Source organism: Chryseobacterium paridis (genome assembly GCF_016595215.1).
Taxonomy (GTDB): domain Bacteria; phylum Bacteroidota; class Bacteroidia; order Flavobacteriales; family Weeksellaceae; genus Chryseobacterium; species Chryseobacterium paridis.
Genome location: NZ_JAENHK010000010.1, coordinates 932,687 through 952,543, shown reverse-complemented (window position 1 = coordinate 952,543; position 19,857 = coordinate 932,687). Strand labels below are relative to the sequence as shown.

At 34.8% G+C, this 19,857-nt stretch carries 20 protein-coding genes; 15 read left to right on the top strand and 5 right to left on the bottom strand.

The features are described 5' to 3' along the window. Position 1: 1 nt before the first annotated feature. The 3 genes from JHL15_RS13785 (at position 2) to JHL15_RS13775 (ending at position 3,953) form a co-directional block, all read left to right on the top strand. Positions 2-1,417 (top strand): APC family permease, encoded by a 1,416-nt coding sequence (locus JHL15_RS13785; RefSeq protein WP_200246619.1) that lies wholly within the window; start codon positions 2-4, stop codon positions 1,415-1,417. A 189-nt stretch (positions 1,418-1,606) separates the two neighbouring features. After that, positions 1,607-2,047, top strand: a complete 441-nt coding sequence (locus tag JHL15_RS13780) for a GPW/gp25 family protein (RefSeq protein ID WP_200246617.1) — start codon at positions 1,607-1,609, stop codon at positions 2,045-2,047. Positions 2,048-2,069: 22 nt separating this feature from the next. Next, positions 2,070-3,953, top strand: a complete 1,884-nt coding sequence (locus tag JHL15_RS13775) for a type VI secretion system baseplate subunit TssF (RefSeq protein ID WP_200246614.1) — start codon at positions 2,070-2,072, stop codon at positions 3,951-3,953. Between the two features lie 59 nt (positions 3,954-4,012). Here JHL15_RS13775 and JHL15_RS13770 read toward each other — a convergent pair whose 3' ends face one another. The 3 genes from JHL15_RS13770 to JHL15_RS13760 all read right to left on the bottom strand — a co-directional run bounded on the left by JHL15_RS13770 (position 4,013) and on the right by JHL15_RS13760 (position 5,730). Beyond that, on the bottom strand, positions 4,013-4,312 hold the full coding sequence (locus JHL15_RS13770) for a putative quinol monooxygenase (RefSeq protein ID WP_200246612.1): 300 nt from the start codon (positions 4,310-4,312) through the stop codon (positions 4,013-4,015). 23 nt (positions 4,313-4,335) lie between these two features. After that, positions 4,336-5,016: a type 1 glutamine amidotransferase domain-containing protein gene (locus tag JHL15_RS13765; RefSeq protein WP_200246610.1), complete on the bottom strand. Its 681-nt coding sequence runs from the start codon at positions 5,014-5,016 to the stop codon at positions 4,336-4,338. A gap of 138 nt (positions 5,017-5,154) precedes the next feature. Next, positions 5,155-5,730, bottom strand: coding sequence for a Crp/Fnr family transcriptional regulator (locus tag JHL15_RS13760; RefSeq protein WP_200246608.1), 576 nt, complete (start codon positions 5,728-5,730; stop codon positions 5,155-5,157). Between the two features lie 152 nt (positions 5,731-5,882). On the opposite strand from JHL15_RS13760, the gene uvrA reads away from it, so the two are divergent. The 3 genes from uvrA to JHL15_RS13745 all read left to right on the top strand — a co-directional run bounded on the left by uvrA (position 5,883) and on the right by JHL15_RS13745 (position 9,668). Next, positions 5,883-8,714: an excinuclease ABC subunit UvrA gene (gene uvrA, locus JHL15_RS13755; protein WP_200246606.1), complete on the top strand. Its 2,832-nt coding sequence runs from the start codon at positions 5,883-5,885 to the stop codon at positions 8,712-8,714. Between the two features lie 282 nt (positions 8,715-8,996). Beyond that, complete coding sequence (locus JHL15_RS13750; RefSeq protein ID WP_200246604.1) at positions 8,997-9,392, top strand: hypothetical protein; 396 nt, start codon at positions 8,997-8,999, stop codon at positions 9,390-9,392. Positions 9,393-9,533: 141 nt separating this feature from the next. Then, positions 9,534-9,668 (top strand): bacteriocin-like protein, encoded by a 135-nt coding sequence (locus JHL15_RS13745; RefSeq protein WP_089026601.1) that lies wholly within the window; start codon positions 9,534-9,536, stop codon positions 9,666-9,668. A 69-nt stretch (positions 9,669-9,737) separates the two neighbouring features. Here the strand turns inward: JHL15_RS13745 and JHL15_RS13740 are convergent, their stop codons facing one another. Continuing rightward, complete coding sequence (locus JHL15_RS13740) at positions 9,738-10,265, bottom strand: hypothetical protein (RefSeq protein ID WP_200246602.1); 528 nt, start codon at positions 10,263-10,265, stop codon at positions 9,738-9,740. Between the two features lie 165 nt (positions 10,266-10,430). Between JHL15_RS13740 and JHL15_RS13735 the strand changes: the two genes are divergently transcribed. The 3 genes from JHL15_RS13735 to JHL15_RS13725 all read left to right on the top strand — a co-directional run bounded on the left by JHL15_RS13735 (position 10,431) and on the right by JHL15_RS13725 (position 11,900). After that, positions 10,431-10,943 (top strand): DUF421 domain-containing protein, encoded by a 513-nt coding sequence (locus JHL15_RS13735; protein ID WP_200246600.1) that lies wholly within the window; start codon positions 10,431-10,433, stop codon positions 10,941-10,943. 5 nt (positions 10,944-10,948) lie between these two features. Next, positions 10,949-11,458 (top strand): GNAT family N-acetyltransferase, encoded by a 510-nt coding sequence (locus JHL15_RS13730; RefSeq protein ID WP_200246598.1) that lies wholly within the window; start codon positions 10,949-10,951, stop codon positions 11,456-11,458. 202 nt (positions 11,459-11,660) lie between these two features. Next, positions 11,661-11,900, top strand: coding sequence for a hypothetical protein (locus tag JHL15_RS13725; RefSeq protein ID WP_200246596.1), 240 nt, complete (start codon positions 11,661-11,663; stop codon positions 11,898-11,900). Positions 11,901-12,217: 317 nt separating this feature from the next. Here JHL15_RS13725 and JHL15_RS13720 read toward each other — a convergent pair whose 3' ends face one another. Next, positions 12,218-12,532: a DUF4286 family protein gene (locus tag JHL15_RS13720; RefSeq protein WP_200246594.1), complete on the bottom strand. Its 315-nt coding sequence runs from the start codon at positions 12,530-12,532 to the stop codon at positions 12,218-12,220. A 148-nt stretch (positions 12,533-12,680) separates the two neighbouring features. On the opposite strand from JHL15_RS13720, the gene gyrA reads away from it, so the two are divergent. The 6 genes from gyrA (at position 12,681) to JHL15_RS13690 (ending at position 19,846) form a co-directional block, all read left to right on the top strand. Beyond that, complete coding sequence (gene gyrA / locus JHL15_RS13715) at positions 12,681-15,281, top strand: DNA gyrase subunit A (protein ID WP_200246592.1); 2,601 nt, start codon at positions 12,681-12,683, stop codon at positions 15,279-15,281. Between the two features lie 24 nt (positions 15,282-15,305). Beyond that, positions 15,306-16,331 carry a tetratricopeptide repeat protein gene (locus JHL15_RS13710; RefSeq protein ID WP_200246590.1) on the top strand — a complete coding sequence of 342 codons (1,026 nt, stop codon included), beginning with the start codon at positions 15,306-15,308 and terminating at the stop codon, positions 16,329-16,331. A 171-nt stretch (positions 16,332-16,502) separates the two neighbouring features. Further along, positions 16,503-17,339 carry a 1,4-dihydroxy-2-naphthoyl-CoA synthase gene (locus JHL15_RS13705; RefSeq protein ID WP_089026593.1) on the top strand — a complete coding sequence of 279 codons (837 nt, stop codon included), beginning with the start codon at positions 16,503-16,505 and terminating at the stop codon, positions 17,337-17,339. Between the two features lie 82 nt (positions 17,340-17,421). Next, entirely contained in the window at positions 17,422-18,351 is a 930-nt protein-coding gene (gene menA, locus JHL15_RS13700; RefSeq protein WP_200246588.1) for a 1,4-dihydroxy-2-naphthoate octaprenyltransferase, read from the top strand. Positions 18,352-18,365: 14 nt separating this feature from the next. Further along, a complete protein-coding gene (locus JHL15_RS13695) occupies positions 18,366-18,815 on the top strand; it encodes an SRPBCC family protein (protein ID WP_200246586.1) in 450 nt (149 codons plus the stop codon). Between the two features lie 344 nt (positions 18,816-19,159). Then, entirely contained in the window at positions 19,160-19,846 is a 687-nt protein-coding gene (locus JHL15_RS13690; protein ID WP_200246584.1) for a metal-dependent hydrolase, read from the top strand. Positions 19,847-19,857: the final 11 nt, after the last annotated feature.

Sequence of the window (19,857 nt, the reverse complement as noted above, 5' to 3'; positions counted from 1 at the left end):
TATGCAGAAAAAACTAAAACTGTGGGATGCCATTATGTTAGTGATGGGTTCTATGATCGGAAGCGGAATCTTTATAGTAAGCGCTGACATGATGCGGAATCTGGGTTCAGGTTATTGGCTGATTATTGTATGGGTGATTACAGGAATCATGACGGTAGCTGCAGCGATAAGCTATGGTGAACTTTCTGCACTATTTCCTAAAGCCGGAGGTCAATATACATACATTAAAGAGATCTTTGGCAAGAGAATGGGCTTCTTATACGGTTGGGGACTTTTCACAGTAATACAGACAGGTACCATTGCTGCTGTAGCAATGGCTTTTGGTAAATTCACAGCTTATCTGGTTCCTGCTCTTAATGATGCAGAGGCTATTTTTCAAAGTGGGGAATTTAAAATCACGTGGATTCAGATATTAGCAATCGCAGTGATTATGTTGCTGACATACATTAATACAAGAGGTGTAGAAAGCGGGAAGATATTGCAGAATATTTTTACGGGATCTAAAATTATTGCTTTGCTTGGATTGATTGCAGCAGGGTTTATTTTAGTGGATATATCGCATCTTTCCGAAAATTTTGGATTTGGTTATGATTCTTTCAATAATCTAAAAAAAGACATCAGCGGAAACTTTCTTAAACAGGGGTGGGAACCTATAGGAGGAATGACTTTGTTAGGAGGTATTGCTGCGGCAATGGTAGGCTCTGTTTTCAGTTCTGTTGCCTGGGAAAGTGTAACTTTTGTCTCTGGAGAAATTGACAATCCAAAGAAGAATGTTGTGAAATCGATGATCTTTGGGACTTCTGCAGTAATGCTTCTTTACATTGCAGTTAATTATGTATACTTAAATGCTTTGGACAGAGATTCAATTGCATTTGCAGCGAATGACAGGGTAGCAGTGGCTGCTTCTCATAATATCTTTGGAAGTGCAGGAACGATCATTATTGCTTTATTGGTAATGATTTCTACTTTTGGGTGTAATAATGGATTGATCCTGGCGGGAGCCAGAGTTTTTCAGACGATGGCCAAAGATGGAATGTTTTTTCAGCCTGCTGAAAAAAATAATAAAAATGAAGTTCCTGGAAATGCACTTTGGATGCAGGGAATTTGGGCCTCTATACTATGTTTGAGTGGTCAATATGGAAACTTATTGGACATGATCTCGTTTGTGATTGTTTTATTTTATATGATTACCGTTTTTGGGGTTATCTATTTAAGAGTGAAGCAACCAAATCTTGAGAGACCTTATAAAACTTGGTTATATCCCATTACACCAATCATTTATTTACTGATAGGATCTGGTTTCTGTATTTTATTATTGATCTATAAACAGCAATACACATGGCCTGGTTTTGTCATGGTTTTGCTGGGACTGCCTGTTTACTATTTTATCAATAGAAATAAAAAAACAAATGAGTAAAGAATAAGAGTAAATCTTTTTGCTTATAAGGATATAATATCTGTTCAGGTCTTTCAAATTATTTGAAAGACCTGAATTTTTTAAACAATATTTTTATTTCTGTATCATATATTATTTACTGAAAATGTTTAAATTGGTATTTTGTTTTATGCACATGAAAAAATAAAGTAAAAACAGAAAAGTTGATATATGGACACACCAAATTACAGAATGCCTTTTGTTCCATCAACACTAATGTCCGAAGGGGGAAGTATCGATACCTGCGATATGGGTGAAAGCATTGCCCATAACATTATGTTGCTGATAACAACTAAAAAAGGAGAAAACAGATATGATGAAAATTACGGAAATGACGTATGGAATCTTGAATTCGACAATGGAGTTACAAGTGCTGTTTGGGAAAATATTTTTATTAAAAGTCTAAAAAGACAGATACAAGAGTATGAGCCGAGAATTGTGCAGCCGCAAATTGACGCGAATATACAAATTGTAGAACATAACTATGATACCAAAGAACATACGGAGATCAAGAAAAAAGTACGGATTGCTATTAATGCCAAAATGGAAGCTACAGGCGATCTTTTTAGTTTTTCCACAGAATTGTTTCTGAGCCCGATGTCTATTGATTAAATGTTTATTGTAATTAAAATTTATGAATTTAGATCAGAATATATATTCAAAAGAATCTGTAAAAGCAAGAATGCTTCAAAATGCAACTAAAGTCTGGGGATTAAAGAGCCCACAGTCTCTGGATCCATTTGTGAAATTATTGATAGATGCATTCAGTACTGAGATCTTTAAAGCGAATAATGAGATACAAACAGTAAATGCCCGCATTTTAGAGAAATTGGCAAAATTACTGACCCCTTCTATTTATACACATCCTATCCCTTCGCATGCTATTGCATTTACACAACCTTCGGAATCTTATGAAGTATTGTTGGAGCATACAGAGTTTTTTTTTAGAAAACAGATGACTTCTACTGTAAAGTCGGAATCGGATAAGCAGATAAATATTCCTTTTACACCTATTGGGAATGTAAGGATCAATAAAATCCAGACCTCAATCATGTTTGTTGGAAACACGTGCTACAGTATTGATGAAAGATTGAATAAAATTCCTGTAGCGAGATTTCAGGGAAAACCTGAAGACTATCGAAAGGTTACCATTGGAGTAGATGTGTCTAAATATGTGAGTGAGAACTTTCCCAAATACCTAAGTATATTTTGTTCAAATCCTGCTTTCGAGCATTTAGATTTTGTGTATAAGCTTTTACCTTATCTGACGGTTACCAGTGATAGCAACCCGTTATTTATACGAGAAGGGCTATCTTATCTTAAAAATACTCAGGCAGAAGGATATGAGCAGATGTTTCGTGAGCAGTCTATCAAAACAAAAACGATAGAAGATATTAAAAGTATTTACCATCATAAGTTTATCGAAATAACAGGATTGTCAGACAGCCTGTTTTCTGAACCGGGGAAACTTCCGCAAAACCTGGATTTCCTTGAAGGTAGAGAAGAAATTCAAAGACATATTGAAGGAAATAAATATTTATGGTTAACCTTTGAATTTCCACCACAATTTTCGGCTGAAATTTTAGATAATTTTTCATTTGTATTTAATGCTTTTCCGATTTATAACAGAGGTTGGAAGAAAACAGAATATAGTCTTGATATCATGGGGAATAATATTCCTCTGGTAACGGACGAAGGAGAGCACTTCTTATATGTGGATGAGGTTCAGGATGGAGAAGGAAGAAGATATACAGAAATACCATTTACTCCGGCCGATGATTTGAAAAAAGGACTTTACACCGTAAGGAAAGGTGGGATGGAACGGTTTACGAATCGGAATGCAGTAGATATGATTGCTAATGTTCTGGAGCTGACAAGAGATGAAATCGCTGCATTTTCTCTTTTAAACAGGGATAATGTAAAAGGAATATTGAGTGAAATGTCTGATAAAATGAAGTCGATGGTGCAAAAGGTAAACAATGCCAAAAGAAGTATTAAGCAAGAGCTTAATTACGTGATTATGGAGCCTGTTGAGAAAACAGACCATACCTATGCTTCTTTCTGGATTACCCACTGTACATTGGCTAATCATATGCGTCCCGGAACAGAGCTTTCTAACCAGTTAAAATCACAATCTTTGGTACTTCTTACAGAAACTATTGGTGGTGCAGAAGAGCAGAAAGGAACAGATAGCATTCAGGCTTATAAATATGCTCTCACCACAAGAGACAAAATCATTTCATTGGAGGATGTAAAAAATTATTGCAGAATGGTTTTAAAAGATGAAGTGAAAGAAGTAAGAGTGAAGAGAGGAACCATGATCAGTAACAAACCAAAAGAAGGATTTGTTCGTACTGTTGAAATTGAAATTATACCTCAGAATTATTCTTTCTATGGAAGGGCATATTGGGAAAATATGTCTAATATGCTTCGAAACCAAATTATTTCCAAAGCCATAGATGGTATAGAATATTTAGTAAATATAAGTAACGAAGATGTAGATTTCTTCGAGAATTAAAATAGAAAAGTTCCGGAATACGACTTGTTTTCCGGAACTTTTTATTTTTAGACAAATGATTACGAAATTTTATCCATCAGAATTACTTCTCTACTTTCCAGTAATGGAACAATCTGTTCGAGAACTACATTCTTGAAATATTCTGAATTACGGTGAACTTCTACAGCATCTGCATTTACGTATCCCTCAAATAAAATCAATGTATTGGCGTCAGACTGACTTTGATGAAGTTGATACAACAAATTTCCTTCTTCCTGGGAGCTTTTAAAAGCAACCTCTTTCATAAGGTTTAATACTTGGTCTAATTGCCCCTCTTTTACTTGCCATCTGGCATAAACATAAACTGCTTTTTTATCCATCTTTTGAAATTTACGATTAAAAACTACCCTCTTTTAGATTCTAAAATAGCAACTATTTTTTCACCAACACCTTTTGCGGAAGCTGGGTTTTGTCCGGTTACAATGTTTCCATCGGTAATACTGTTTGCAGACCAGGGTTCAGAAGCATGAAAAATTGCACCTTGTTCAGTTAATGCAGATTGAAGGTCGAAAGGAACATCTGCTCTTGCATAATTATCCTCTTCTTCTGTGGTAAAGGAAGCGATGTTTTTTCCTTTTACCAAATAAGTTCCATCACTTAACTTGACATTAAGAAGAGATACAGGGCCATGGCAGACAGCGCCAACGACACCATTTCTTCCATATACTTCAGCAATAACCTTTTTTAAAAGAGCTGCTTCAGGCATATCTACCATTGGAGCAAGACCACCTGGAATGAATACAGCATCATATTCTTTGATATTGACATCAGAAAGTTTTTTCCCTTTTTGCATATCTTCCCATCCTTTTCCAGTCAGGAATTTTAAATTATCAGGATCATCAGCTAAATGTAAAGCATCTAAATAGGGAGTTTCACCCGTTAGACTTGCAAAATCGATTTGATAATCTGCTTTTGAAAATTCAGCATAAGGATGTGCTACTTCTGGTAAGAAGGTTCCGGTTCTTCTATTTCTTGGTCCGATCGAGTTGGCATTGGATACAATGATTAATACTTTTGGCTTCATAACTGACATTATTTTGTTGATTAAAAATTTCGTTCTTCTTTTGAAAATGTTCTTAATTTTCATAGCAAATGTATGGTGAATAAACGCCTGAAAAGAAGGAGTGAAGTCACAAAAAAAGTGTGATTCAAATCACACCTATTACCTATTACTGTTCGTATACAGCCTACTTAATGTTTCCCTGCTGATACCCAGATATTCTGCAACATACTTTTTAGGAATGTGAAGGATAAGATCAGGATATAATTTTGAAAACGCCTCATATCGTTGCTGAGGTGTACTGGATAACAGGATGGTAATCCTTTGCTGTAAAGCGATATAACCATTGGTAAGCTTTACCCTGAAGAAATGTTCCATTTTATGAAACTCTGATGCTAGTTTTTCTCTTCCTTCTAATGTAAGACATACGACCTCTCCATCTTTCAGACATTCTACAAACATGGTGGCATTCTTTTGCTTAAAGAATCCAATATAATCTGTCATCCACCAATTTTTTTTAGCAAATTGCAAAATATGTTCTTTCCCGTTTTCGTCAATATAAAATACCTTATATATTCCATCCAGCGCTAAAAATTCATACTTTACTTCGTCGCTTTCATGAAGCAAAAACTGGTTTTTTCGAACTTTTTTTAAAATAAAGAATGTTTTGATGTATTCAAATTCCTCATCACTGATTGGGGTTATTTCTTCAATATGTTCTCGTAATCTTTGCATCATAAGGCTAAGTTAAAATCAATGTAAAATTAAACTTTAAAAACAAAAAGTTAAGTCTTTTATGGCTAATTAATCTAACACTTTTTAACATAAAAAATTCCATAAAATTCCGTATTTTTGCACATTGTGATTTTCAGGTAAAGTCACGCCAAATTATGAGTAAATCAACAGAATATATAGAAATTTACGGTGCACGCGAGCACAATCTAAAAAATATCAATGTCAAAATCCCACGCAATGAATTGGTGGTTATTACCGGACTTTCCGGGAGTGGAAAATCTTCATTAGCTTTTGATACTATTTTTGCAGAGGGGCAGCGTCGTTATATCGAAACATTTTCAGCATACGCAAGACAATTTTTAGGAGGACTGGAGCGTCCGGATGTAGATAAAATTGAAGGTCTTTCTCCTGTTATTGCGATCGAACAGAAAACAACCAATAAAAATCCCCGTTCCACTGTAGGAACAGTTACCGAACTATATGACTACCTCCGTTTGTTATATGCACGTGTTTCTGATGCTTATTCATTGTCTACAGGAAAGAAATTGGTAAGTTATACAGAGGATCAGATTCTCGAAACCATTAAAGAAAACTATAAAGGGGAAAAGATCATGCTGATGGCTCCTGTGGTTCGTTCAAGAAAGGGGCACTATCATGAGCTTTTCGTACAAATGGCGAAGAAAGGATATGGGCAGGCCAGAATAGATGGTGAATTGCAGGATATTGAATACGACCTAAAACTTGACCGTTATAAAACCCATGATATCGATATTGTTATCGACCGTTGGATTATCGGGGAAAGTGCTTCTGAAAGCAGAATGGAGAAATCGTTGAGAACAGCGATGGAGATGGGAGAGGGAATTATTGGAATTCAAAAACTGGGAAGTACGGATATTGAGTATTTCTCAAAAAATTTAATGGATGCTGAAACAGGGCATTCATTAGCGCTGCCGGAACCTAATACTTTTTCATTTAATTCTCCAAAAGGGAGCTGCCCGGATTGTAAAGGTCTGGGAACGATAAAGAAAATAAATACGGATTACTTTGTTGAGAATCCAAAGTTATCGATCAATCAGGGTGGGCTATTGCCATTGGAAGATATTAAATCTAACAAATGGATTTTAGCACAGATCAAAAATATTCTTGAGATCTTCGGTCTGGGTTTAACGACTCCTATGAAAGATATTCCGGCAGAGGCGTTAGACTATATGTACTATGGCTGTCATAAAGAATTTAATAAAGATCTTAAATATGCAGGTATCACCAAGAAAATAAAAATCAGTTTTGATGGATTGATTCCGTTTATGGAAGAGATTATTGATGAGAAAGAGTCCTATGAAGGTGTTTTGCTGGAAAGACATTTTACTACTGAAGAGACCTGTCCTGAATGTAATGGCACACGTTTACAACCATCAAGTCTGAGTTTTAAAATAGATGGTAAAAACATTGCTGAAGTAAATGGACTGAGTTTATCAGATCTGAAAGACTGGCTGCATGATGTAAAAGACAAATTCTCAGAAAAGAATAAGATCATTGCCTATGAAATTTTAAAAGAAATCGAAACCAGACTTCAATTCTTACTTGACGTCGGATTAGATTATCTGAGTTTAAGCAGAAGTTCTAAAACACTTTCCGGAGGAGAGTCCCAAAGGATCCGTCTTGCAACACAGATTGGATCTCAGCTGGTTAATGTTCTTTATATTCTGGATGAGCCAAGTATCGGTCTTCATCAAAGAGATAATGAAAGACTTATTAATTCATTAAAAAATCTTAGAGACATCGGAAACTCTGTTCTGGTTGTAGAACATGACAAAGATATGATCCTTGAGGCAGATGAAGTTTTGGATATCGGACCAAGAGCAGGAAAGTTTGGGGGTGAAATTCTTTGGCAGGGAAAACCAAAAGATTTGCTGAAAGCTGATACGATCACAGCAGATTATATCAATGGGAAAAGAAAAATTGAAATTCCGGCTGAAAGAAGAGCGGGGAATGGAAAAAATATTGTTTTAAAAGGAGCTACAGGTAACAATTTAAAAAATGTGACTCTTGATATTCCTTTAGGAAAATTGGTAGTGGTAACAGGGATTTCAGGAAGTGGGAAATCTTCTTTGATCAATGGTACTTTATACCCAATTTTAAACAAACATTTTTACAGAGCTGTTCAGGAACCATTGCCTTATAAGAAAATTGAAGGCCTGGAGCATATAGATAAAATAGTAGATGTAGATCAGGCTCCGATCGGAAGAACGCCAAGATCAAATCCTGCAACATATACAGGAATGTTCACTGATATCAGAAACCTTTTTGCTGAGTTACCGGAAAGTAAGATCCGTGGTTACAAACCAGGAAGATTTTCGTTCAATGTAAAAGGAGGAAGATGTGAAACTTGCCAGGGAGGAGGACTGAAAGTGATCGAAATGAACTTCCTGCCTGATGTGTATGTTCATTGTGAAACCTGTAATGGAAAACGATTCAATAGAGAAACTCTGGAAGTTCGCTATAAAGGAAAATCGATCTCTGATGTACTGGATATGACGATTGATGAAGCGGTAGATTTCTTCCAACCTATTCCTAAAATTTTCAGTAAAGTAAAAACACTACAGGATGTCGGTTTGGGATATATCACAATGGGACAACAGTCAACGACACTTTCCGGAGGAGAAGCTCAACGTATTAAGCTGGCTACAGAATTGGCAAAAAGACAAACGGGAAATACACTTTATATTCTCGATGAACCAACAACAGGATTGCATTTTGAAGATGTTAAGATCTTGATGGATGCGATCAATCAATTGGTAGAACTAGGAAACTCATTCATTATTATTGAACACAATATGGATGTGATAAAACTGGCGGATCATATTATTGATGTTGGTCCGGAAGGAGGGAAGCATGGAGGACAGATTGTTGCTCAGGGAACTCCGGAAGAAATTATTAAATCTAAGAAAAGTTTGACAGGGAAGTTTTTGAAGAAGGAATTCGAATAATTTCATCACTTCCTGTTTATACAAGTTCAATTTGAGGTTAATGCAACCTAGAATAAAGTAAAAAAAGATTAAACTGTATCAGTTTAGTCTTTTTTTTGTTTCTAATTTGAATTTCAATATTAAATTTTTATCTTTTTTAAAAATTAAATCATTGAAAATCAGATAAATAAATTTCAATGTTAATTTAATGTTAACTGAATATTAATTTAATGTAAATTATTTTAATAACTTAGTGTTAGAAATATAAAATAATTCAATTATAATATTTAAAACCATATAGTTATGAAAAATAAAATTCAAATATTTGTAGCTTCGTTTTTAGCTATTGGGTTTATCTCAATGAATATATGTAAAGCACAAACTACCGATAGTAATGTGATTCAGGAGATTCAACTGAATAAAAATGATACATTCAGTAAGATCAGAAAAGAACTGATCAATAATTTTGATTTTCTGAATTATGAATATAAGCAAGGAGTTGTGAATTCAGAGGTGAAATTTGATATTACAGAAAGTGGAAAAATAGTCAATGTCCATTCTACAGGCGATTGCAAAAATGTAAGCAAAGAGATTGAAAACGTTTTGTCACACCTTACCATAAACCGCAAAAATTTTAATCAGAATATCATCGCTTATACTTACGTGATGCCAGTAACTGTCGAGATTGATAACAGGTAAATGTCATTCTAGAAAAGATAGTACGGTTCCATTTCAGTTTTTATTTATGAGATGTAAATAGTGAAAATTTTCTATAAAAAACTGTAATAAAATAGTAAGTAATTCGTTTTAAATTTAACCAACCATTAAAATTAAAACAATATGAACAATTTAAAGAAACTTAACAAGCAGGAATTAAAATCAGTATATGGTGGACAGCCAAAAAAATACTGTGTATACTGTGAAAGATTAAATCAGACAGTTTGCAGTGAAGTTCCAATCGCTCAATGTCCGTAAATAAAAGAGCTGCCTGACGAGGCGGCTTTTTTTATGGCTAAAATAATGATATTTACTTTTGAAAGTTTCCTATAATCCTTTCTTTGTTTCTGTAATAAAAGCTTTTAACTGTTCTTTGAGATTGGAGCGTTCAGTGAAAATAATATTGTCGATTTTCCATCCATTATCATTAATCAATTGAATGCTGTTTTCCCAAACAACAGCAGGATATGTTTTATCGTCAGCTTTATATTCACCTATTTCAAGTTCTACAGTGGCTTCCGCAGTATTTCCGGTTATATTTATCTTCGTTACTTTTTGTTTTGTAGCATCCGGTACACCAGTGAAAATAAAACTTTCTACCATAGCTGGTTTATCAGTCGGATGATCACTCTTCTTTATTCTCTCCGCATCAGCAACTGAAACGCTATGTGCTTCATCAAGTATATTTTTTAAATCAGGGGAAAATAAATCTTTTGAAGAGATCGAATTCGATGAGGTGGTGTACTTGTATAATTGGTCTATTTTTGAGGAAACTTCAACTTCAGATGTTGTCTTGCTTGTTACACAGCTGTTGAAAATTAATAGAATACATAAGCAAGAAAATAAGTGTTTCATAATTTGTGTTTGGATGTGTAATCAGGTCTCAAACTTTATGCCATAAATAAATTTAGAAAGGTGAAATAATTCAGGTTTTCTTGTTTTAAAATTTTAACAGTCTCTTTAAAAATGATAAACAGAATCAGAAAAATTTATACATTTGAATAGACATAAATAAAAACAGTGAATCCTATTCTAGATGTAGTAGTCCGATCGCTTTGCGTTTATCTTTTTATGGTTATTGCCATTCGTTTGTTTGGTAAAAATCAGCTTTCTCAGCTTAATGCAGGAGATGTGGTTTTACTGCTTCTTATTTCCAATGCAGTACAGAATGCGATGGTGGGACCGGATACTTCTTTACAAGGAGGTCTTATTGCTGCATTAGTTCTTTTTGCAGCTAATTTTATATTAAAAAGACTGATGTTTTCAAGTCGTTCCTTTGAAACTTTTATGGAAGAAGATCCTGTTATCCTGATTAGAGATGGGAAGGTAGATGAGAAAGCTCTTGATAAAGTGAAAATCACCAGGGATGAATTAGAAGAGGCGATAAGAGAACATGGAATAGAAAAGATAGATAATGTAAAACTATCAGTTCTTGAAGTGGATGGAAATATCAGTGTTGTTTCAGAAGATAATCAAACGAAACAAACCCATTATTCCAGAATAAAAAGAAAGAATAAAAGAAAATATCATTAAATAAAATGAACTACGAGATCAGAGAAATGCTTCCTAGCGATGAAGTACGTGTTTTAGAAATATTTCAACAGGGAATAGATGGCGGTATTGCAACTTTTGAAACAGAAGTTCCTAACAGGGAGGCCTGGAATATGGAGTTTTTTAACGATTGCAGATGGATACTTGAGAATGAAAATAATGAAGTGGTTGGATGGGCTGGTTTAAAACCTGTAAGCAAAAGAGAATGTTTTAAGGGAGTAGCAGAAGTGAGTATCTATTTTGACACCAATTATCAGGGAAAAGGTTTAGGGTCAGTATTACTAAAAAAACTGATTTTAGATAGCGAAAACCACGGTTTCTGGACTTTACAGTCCAATATATTCCCAGAGAATGAGGCGTCAATAAAATTCCATCAGAAAAACGGATTCAGAACAGTTGGGGTTCGTAAAAAAATAGGACTGTTGAATGGAGAGTGGAAGGATCTGGTTATGCTTGAGAAGAGAAGTGACACGGTTGGGTTTGAAGGCAATGTTTAATTAATAGTTGAAAATTGAAAATTGAAAGTGGAAAACTAGGAAAAGCAAAAGTTTATTATGGTTTATTTTCAAAGCCTTAATTTTGCCTTCTAGCTTCTAGCTCTCAACTTTCCACTTTCAATTTTCAACTTCTACTAAATATCAAAATTCCCTTTGGCATCAACCTTGTTTATATTCATTTCGAAATTTGAAAAATGAAAATATGAGCGGTTTGATAAAAATGCTAGGTGTGGTTTCTTTTACTTTAATGCTAAGCAGCTGTACAGTTCAGGAATACCACCATGGAAGGAGAGGATTACCACCGGGGCAAGCGAAGAAGGTGTATGGCGGAAGTGCAAGATACTATGCTCCAGGTCAGGTTAAAAAAAGAGTTTACTATTATGAATACAATGATAATCGTGGACGTAAACACAAAGAACATAAAAGACATCACAGAGACTAAGATCTCTTGAAAAATTAAAACCCTGTAACAGCAGGGTTTTTAATTTTATGTGGTGTTTTGAAATTTATTGTGTGTGAAATAAGCATCTGGCATTCAGATTGTTGTTATCATGGTAATCATAAAAAGTAAAAATATGAAAAGTCTCATCAAAACTATTGGAGCATTGGCTTTGGTTGGTTTGCTGGCTTCTTGTCTGCATCATCCGCCTCCACATCCAAGACCTCCGGAACCTCCACATCATTCGAGGTAAGAAAGAAATATTTTTGATTTAAAATTCAAAAAATAAAAAAGCCCTGTAATACAGGGCTTTTATCTTATTAAAGTCTCGTTTTTTTTGGGTTCAGAAAAGTATTGAAGATCATAACCTCCTGTCCAAATTGTTTTTCTACTCTTTCAGCGATGTTGACGAGTTCACTCTCTATAAAATCTGTTCGCAGTTCCTCATTATCGAAGATCAGCAAGAGATTGTAATTTTTTCCATCTTCAATATAATCACTATGCACTTCTGAAAGGATATATTTATTGACATCCATTAGATTTTCTGTCATTAAAACCAATGTTTCATCCATATAATTTTCCCATTCTTCAAGATTGTTTTTCGTGCAGTGGAAAGTTATACTTAATACGCTCATATTTTAAGAATTTTTAAGATTTTGTGGATAAATTCTACCACAAAAATCGGTAAAAATTTCGTAAATTAGCCCGTTAATAAAAAACCAAAATAAATAATTTTCAGACTCACAGCTAAAAGTCTGACTATCATTATAATAAAATTTGTTTATGCAAAAAGAAGGAGAAAGACTAATTCCTATCAACATTGTTGATGAAATGAAGTCATCTTATATCGATTATTCGATGTCGGTTATCGTTTCAAGAGCGTTACCTGATGTAAGAGATGGCTTGAAACCCGTTCATAGAAGAGTGCTTTATGGTATGTATGGATTAGGGGTTTTTTCTAATAGAAAATACTTAAAATCTGCGAGAATTGTTGGGGATGTTTTAGGTAAATATCACCCGCACGGAGACTCTTCGGTATACGATGCAATGGTAAGAATGGCGCAACCTTGGAGTTTACGATATCCTCAGGTTGATGGTCAGGGTAACTTCGGTTCTATGGATGGTGACCCGCCTGCGGCAATGCGTTATACTGAAGCAAGACTGAAAAAAATCTCTGATGATATCCTTGCTGATCTGGATAAAGAAACTGTTGATTTTCAGAATAACTTTGATGATAGCTTACAGGAACCTACTGTAATGCCTACCAAAATCCCTAATCTTTTAGTAAACGGAACTTCCGGTATCGCTGTAGGTATGGCGACCAATATGGCTCCGCATAACTTATCAGAGTCTGTGGATGCAATCATAGCCTATATCGATAACAAAGAAATCACTATTGACGAATTGATGCAGCATATTGTTGCTCCTGATTTCCCAACGGGTGGTATTATTTATGGATATGATGGTGTAAGAGATGCATTCCATACAGGAAGAGGAAGAGTTGTTCTGAGAGCGAAAGTTAATTTTGAAGAAATAGGAAACAGAAACGCTATTATTGTTACTGAAATTCCTTATCAGGTAAACAAAGCTGAGATGATTGCCAGAACAGCAGAGTTGGTAAAAGATGAAAAAATTCCTGGAATTTATGAGATTAGAGATGAGTCAGACAGAAATGGTCTTCGTGTTGTTTATGAATTAAAAAATGATGCGATCCCTAATGTTGTCCTGAACTTATTATATAAATATACAGCACTTCAGACTTCTTTTAGTGTTAATAATATTGCTTTGGTACATGGAAGACCGGAGCAGTTAAATCTAAAAGATATTATCCATCATTTCGTTGAACACAGACATGAAGTAATTGTAAGAAGAACTCAATATGAGCTTAAAAAAGCGAAAGAGAGAGCTCATATCTTAGAAGGGTTCATGAAGGTGATCGGTACGCAGGATTCATTGGATAAGGCTATTTCTATTATCCGTCACAGTGCGAACCCTCAGGCTGCTAAAGAAGGTTTGATTCAGGAATTTGATCTTTCTGAAATTCAGGCTCAGGCAATTCTGGATCTTCGTTTGGCTCGTTTAACGGGAATGGAACTTGATAAGATCCGTGATGAGTATGACGCGATCATGAAAGAAATTCAGAATTTGGAAGATATCTTGGCTAATGAAGGCAGAAGATTTGAAATCATTAAAGAAGAATTACTTGAAGTAAAAGAAAAGTATGGTGATGAGAGAAGAACTGAAATCGATTATTCAGGTGGAGAGATGTCAATCGAAGACATTATTCCAAATGATGCTGTAGTTCTTACTATTTCTCATGCCGGATATATCAAAAGAACTTCCCTTTCAGAATATAAAATTCAAAGTAGAGGTGGTGTAGGAAACAGAGCTGCAACGACAAGAGATGAAGATTTCCTTGAATATATCGTTTCTGCAACCAATCACCAGTACATGTTGTTCTTTACAGAAAAAGGAAGATGTTATTGGTTGAGGGTATTTGAAATCCCTGAAGGTTCTAAAACAGCAAAAGGTAGAGCTGTTCAGAATTTGATCAATATCGAACCAGATGATAAGATCAAAGCGTATATCAGAACAAATGATCTGAAAGATGCAGAATATATCAACCAAATGAGCGTTGTAATGATTACCAAAAATGGTACGATCAAGAAAACATCACTTGAAGCTTATTCAAGACCAAGGGTAAATGGTATTAATGCTATTGAGATCAGAGATAACGACCAGTTATTAGGAGCATGGTTAACGAATGGAACTTCACAGATCATGATCGCTACTAAAAATGGTAAATGTATCCGTTTCCCTGAAGAAAAAGTAAGAGAAGTAGGTAGAGGTTCTATCGGGGTTCGTGGTATTACTATGGAGGATAATGATGAGGTAATTGGTATGATTGTTGTGAACGATGTAGAGAACGAAACCGTTTTAGTAGTTTCTGAGAAAGGATATGGTAAGAGAACAGCTGTAGAAGATTATAGAATTACCAACAGAGGAGGAAAAGGAGTTATTACCCTAAATATTACCGAAAAAACAGGAAATCTTATTGCAATCCAGAATGTAACGGATGAGGATGGATTAATGATTATCAACAAATCTGGAGTTGCAATCCGTATGAATATGGATGAAATGAGAGTAATGGGTAGAAATACTCAGGGAGTGAGAATGATCAACCTTAAGAAAAATGATGAGATTGCGGCGATTGCAAAAGTAGAAATGGACAAAGATGTAGAAGAAGAATCAGATGAGAATGGAGAAGGAGTAGAATCTACAGAAAGTAACGATGCAGAAATTAATGTAACACCACAATTAGAGAATAATTCAGAAGAGGATAAACCTGCAGAAGAAACTGGAGATTCTGATTCTGAAGAATAAATGTAAATAAAATAAATTCTGATTATGAAAAAGCTAATTTTAAGTATAGCGATCATTTCTTCGGCTTTTGCTTTCGGACAGAAGAAAGATACAAATGCTCAGCTACAAGAAGCTAACAAAGCAGCTATGGATGCATACAATGCAAAAAACTATGCTGTTGCGGCTCCTAAATTTTTAGAAGTATATAACTTACTAAAGACTAATGGCCAGGATGATAAAGTGTATATGTATTATGCAGGACTTAACTATGCTTTGGCTAACAATGTTGACGAAGCTATTAAGATATACACTGAATTGATCAATTCAGGTTATACAGGAGTTCAGACAAACTATACTGCAAAAGAAAAAAAATCAGGACAGGTTGCTACTTATGATAAAGGAACTTGGGAAATGTTGAAAAAGTCAGCAGATTATTCTGATTTCAAAACTGAGCAGACACCAAGTGTAGAGCCAGATTTGTATGAAACTTTATCTACCTTGCTTTTAAATGCTAAAAAGAACGACGAAGCAGTTGCGGTAATCGAAAAAGGATTAGCTAAATTTCCTAACAATGCAAAGCTAAAAGATTTCCAAAGTACAGCTTATTACCAGTCAGGAAACACAGATAAATTTGTTGCTACTTTAAAAGAGCAATTAGCAAAAAATCCTAATGATGCTACCAATTGGTATAATTTGGGAGTTATGCAGTCTAAAAATCCTGCCACTGCAGCTGATGCTGAGGTTTCTTTCAAAAAAGCAATCGAATTAAAGCCTGATTTTGCAAATGCATACCAGAATTTGGTTTATTCTGTAATTGGAGAGGATGATAAAGCAGTAGCTGAAATTAATACCCTTAGAAAAACTAAGCCGGATGATGCGACTAAGTTAATTGAAGCAAGAAAGGAAAGATTTAACAAAGCTTTACCTTATGCTGAAAACTGGTATAAAGCACTTCCTAATGATGTAAATGCTGTTACTATGTTAAAAGAGATTTATAGCATTACTAAAAACCAGGCTAAGATGGCTGAAATGAAAGCTAAAGAAGCTGAACTTCAGGGAAAAGCTAAATAATAATTCTGAAAAAGAATTTTATAATATAAACCGGAACATTTTTGTTCCGGTTTTTGTTTTTTAATATAAAAATGAGTCACAGAAATATCAGTGTTTTTTTAGATGATAATCCTTATTTTCAGACGTTAAAATTCTTTGCAATTCCGTATCTTTGAGAAAAATTTTTACAAAATGATTGAGTGGAAAACCGCCAAAGAATACGAAGATATTACCTATAAAAAATGCAATGGTGTAGCACGAATTGCTTTCAATAGACCAGAAGTTCGTAATGCTTTCAGACCTAAGACTACTTCAGAATTATACGACGCTTTTTATGACGCCTATGAAGACTCTTCTATAGGAGTTGTTTTGCTTTCCGGTGAAGGGCCAAGCCCTAAAGACGGAGGATGGGCTTTCTGTAGTGGTGGAGACCAAAAAGCAAGAGGGCATCAGGGCTATGTAGGTGAAGATGGAAGACATCGCTTGAATATCTTAGAGGTTCAGCGTTTAATCCGCTTTATGCCTAAAGTTGTAATTGCTGTAGTACCAGGTTGGGCAGTAGGTGGTGGACATTCACTTCATGTGGTTTGTGACCTTACTTTAGCAAGTAAAGAACATGCTATTTTCAAGCAGACTGATGCAGATGTTACCAGTTTTGATGGTGGATACGGATCTGCTTATTTGGCGAAAATGGTAGGTCAGAAGAAAGCGCGTGAAATCTTCTTTTTAGGTAGAAATTATTCAGCTCAGGAAGCTTTAGATATGGGAATGGTTAATGCTGTAATTCCTCATGAAGAATTAGAAGATACTGCTTACGAATGGGCACAGGAAATTTTAGCTAAATCTCCAACTTCGATCAGAATGCTGAAATTTGCAATGAACTTAACTGATGATGGAATGGTTGGACAGCAGGTTTTTGCGGGTGAAGCAACTCGTTTAGCGTATATGACCGAAGAAGCACAGGAGGGTAGAAATGCATTTCTTGAAAAGAGAAAACCGGACTTTGGAAAAGATCAGTGGATATCTTAAAAATGTATAGAAGCATCAGTGTAAAATGTATGTATGATTTTTCATTTTACGTTAATACATTGTACATGAATACAAAAAAAATATGAAAGACTGGATAAAAGCCGCTAGGCTAAGAACTTTACCGCTTTCTTTAAGCGGAATTATTATGGGAAGCTTCATCGCCAAATGGAAACTATATGGAGAAGGTGGTGTTTGGGACTGGAGAATTTTTGCATTGGCACTTTTAGTGACTTTACTGTATCAGGTCTTGTCAAACTATGCTAATGATTATGGTGATGGAGTGAAAGGAACGGACGCCAAAAGAATTAATGAAGCAGAAGCGAGAGCAGTAGCCTCAGGACGAATTACAGCCAAGCAAATGAAGAATGCTGTTATTTTACTTTCAGCATTGTCTTTTATAGCTACTATAGTACTGTTGTATGTTGCTTTTATTCCTAACTATATGAAAGAATTTTACATTTTTATAGGATTGGGAGTAGCGAGTATTTTAGCAGCTATTGGTTATACAATGGGAAAAAAGCCTTATGGATATATGGGATTGGGAGACCTTTTTGTATTTATCTTTTTTGGTTTGGTTTCAGTTTGTGGAAGTTATTTTCTGTTTACTAAAACATTCAGCTGGGATATCTTATTGCCAGGAACGGCTGTGGGTATGATGAGCATGGCTGTTTTGAACCTGAATAACATGAGAGATATCGAAAGTGACAGATTATCAGGGAAAAATAGTTTTGCTTTAAGATTAGGCTTCAGAAATGCCATGATCTATGAAATGATCCTATTGCAACTTCCTCTTATTTTGATTCTTATCTTTTTAGGAATAAATGGTTTTATACAATCACAAAACTACTATGTTTTTATTGTAATGATCCTGTTGATTCCATTTGCTAAGCTGAGAAGAAAAATAATGTCTGTGAAAGAACCTAAAGAACTTGATCAATACTTGAAGCAGGTAGGTATTCTTACTTTTACAATGGCTGTCCTTACAGCAATCGGACTTAACTTTTTTAACTAAATATATTAATCATTATGAGTAATTCCCCTATTTACGTTGAAGCTCAAATGCTTATCAGAAAACCCATTCATGAAGTGTTTGAAGCATTTGTTAATCCTGAATTGACCACTCAGTTTTGGTTTACAAAATCAACCGGACGATTAGAAGTGGGTAAAACAATTACCTGGGAATGGGAGATGTATGGAGTAAAGAATAATGTTATGGTGCATGAAATCATTCCGAATCATCTGATAAGAACAGAATGGGGTGATCCTTCCAGCAATGTGGATTATGAATTCAAAGAAATGGAAAAGGGAACTCTTGTGGTGATTAAAAGTTATGGATTTACTCAAACTGGAGAAGATCTCTTAAAAACAATTAATGATAATACAGGAGGCTTTACGACAGTTTTGGATGGTTGCAAAGCTTACTTGGAACATGGAATTAATTTGAGATTGATTGAGGATAAGTTTCCACAGAAATAAAATAGATCAATGAAAAACACTTTAGCCTACAAAGTAATATCGTATATGTCACTTTTGTTGGCAACAGTCTTTTTCTGTGAATTTATTAAAGAGTTAATGGGCGGGATGGCAATTTATGATTTTAGCCTGATAGCTTTGATTACTGTGGTTATATTAATTTTTAATACTATACTGTCTATTCTTGTTATTAGCAAGTATTTAAGACAAAGGCTAATTCTCGCAATCTTTCAAAGCTTAATGATCATACTAAATGTCTGGGCATTATATCAGATTTATACATCAGTAGAAATGTGTATAAATTCCCAGATTGTTTCATAATTAAAATTTAAAAAATAAAATTGAAAATGAAAATACAATTCTTAGGACAAAACTGTTTTTTGTTCACGTATAAGGATAAAACGATTTTAAGTGATCCGTTTTATAATTACAAAAAAGCTGAATCAGGATTTGATATTTCAGCACAAAAAATAGATTATATTTTATTAACGCATGCACATGGTGATCATATTGCGGACGTAGCTGAAGTTTTAGAATATCATCCTGATGCGACAGTAATTGGAGTGCCGGAAGTATGCGCTTATTTTAAAGCAGCAAAAAATAAAGATGACGTAAACTTAGGAGGATCGGCAAAAATCGACGATCTTAAAATTTCCATGGTTCCGGCTCATCATACGAGTTCGTTCCCGGATGGAAGCTATGGAGGTGTTCCAGTAGGGTATATTTTCAGGTTGCCTGAAGGTAAAAACATCTATTTAGCTGGTGATACAGGAGTAATGGCTGATATGGAGTTGTTTCCAAAATTATATGGGCATCTTGATTTATCAATTTTACCTATTGGAGGTCACTATACCATGTGTCCGAGAAAAGCAGCATTTGCATCTGCAGAACTATTAAAAACTCCAAAAGTTATTGGATGCCATTTTGACACTTTCCCACCTATCGAAATTAATCATGAGAGTGCTTTAAAACATTTTAGTGATAAAAATGTTGAGCTTGTTTTACCAAAATTGGGAGAGGAGTTTGAATTTTAGAATAAAAGAAA

Coding starts and splice junctions, on each gene's coding strand:
- JHL15_RS13725 (WP_200246596.1), top strand. CDS start 11,661: ATGAGCGGTTTGATAAAAATGCTAGGTGTGGTTTCTTTTACTTTAATG.
- uvrA (WP_200246606.1), top strand. CDS start 5,883: ATGAGTAAATCAACAGAATATATAGAAATTTACGGTGCACGCGAGCAC.
- JHL15_RS13720 (WP_200246594.1), bottom strand. CDS start 12,532: ATGAGCGTATTAAGTATAACTTTCCACTGCACGAAAAACAATCTTGAA.
- JHL15_RS13740 (WP_200246602.1), bottom strand. CDS start 10,265: ATGAAACACTTATTTTCTTGCTTATGTATTCTATTAATTTTCAACAGC.
- JHL15_RS13750 (WP_200246604.1), top strand. CDS start 8,997: ATGAAAAATAAAATTCAAATATTTGTAGCTTCGTTTTTAGCTATTGGG.
- JHL15_RS13695 (WP_200246586.1), top strand. CDS start 18,366: ATGAGTAATTCCCCTATTTACGTTGAAGCTCAAATGCTTATCAGAAAA.
- JHL15_RS13710 (WP_200246590.1), top strand. CDS start 15,306: ATGAAAAAGCTAATTTTAAGTATAGCGATCATTTCTTCGGCTTTTGCT.
- menA (WP_200246588.1), top strand. CDS start 17,422: ATGAAAGACTGGATAAAAGCCGCTAGGCTAAGAACTTTACCGCTTTCT.
- JHL15_RS13730 (WP_200246598.1), top strand. CDS start 10,949: ATGAACTACGAGATCAGAGAAATGCTTCCTAGCGATGAAGTACGTGTT.
- gyrA (WP_200246592.1), top strand. CDS start 12,681: ATGCAAAAAGAAGGAGAAAGACTAATTCCTATCAACATTGTTGATGAA.
- JHL15_RS13690 (WP_200246584.1), top strand. CDS start 19,160: ATGAAAATACAATTCTTAGGACAAAACTGTTTTTTGTTCACGTATAAG.
- JHL15_RS13785 (WP_200246619.1), top strand. CDS start 2: ATGCAGAAAAAACTAAAACTGTGGGATGCCATTATGTTAGTGATGGGT.
- JHL15_RS13745 (WP_089026601.1), top strand. CDS start 9,534: ATGAACAATTTAAAGAAACTTAACAAGCAGGAATTAAAATCAGTATAT.
- JHL15_RS13705 (WP_089026593.1), top strand. CDS start 16,503: ATGATTGAGTGGAAAACCGCCAAAGAATACGAAGATATTACCTATAAA.
- JHL15_RS13770 (WP_200246612.1), bottom strand. CDS start 4,312: ATGGATAAAAAAGCAGTTTATGTTTATGCCAGATGGCAAGTAAAAGAG.
- JHL15_RS13760 (WP_200246608.1), bottom strand. CDS start 5,730: ATGATGCAAAGATTACGAGAACATATTGAAGAAATAACCCCAATCAGT.
- JHL15_RS13765 (WP_200246610.1), bottom strand. CDS start 5,016: ATGAAGCCAAAAGTATTAATCATTGTATCCAATGCCAACTCGATCGGA.
- JHL15_RS13775 (WP_200246614.1), top strand. CDS start 2,070: ATGAATTTAGATCAGAATATATATTCAAAAGAATCTGTAAAAGCAAGA.
- JHL15_RS13780 (WP_200246617.1), top strand. CDS start 1,607: ATGGACACACCAAATTACAGAATGCCTTTTGTTCCATCAACACTAATG.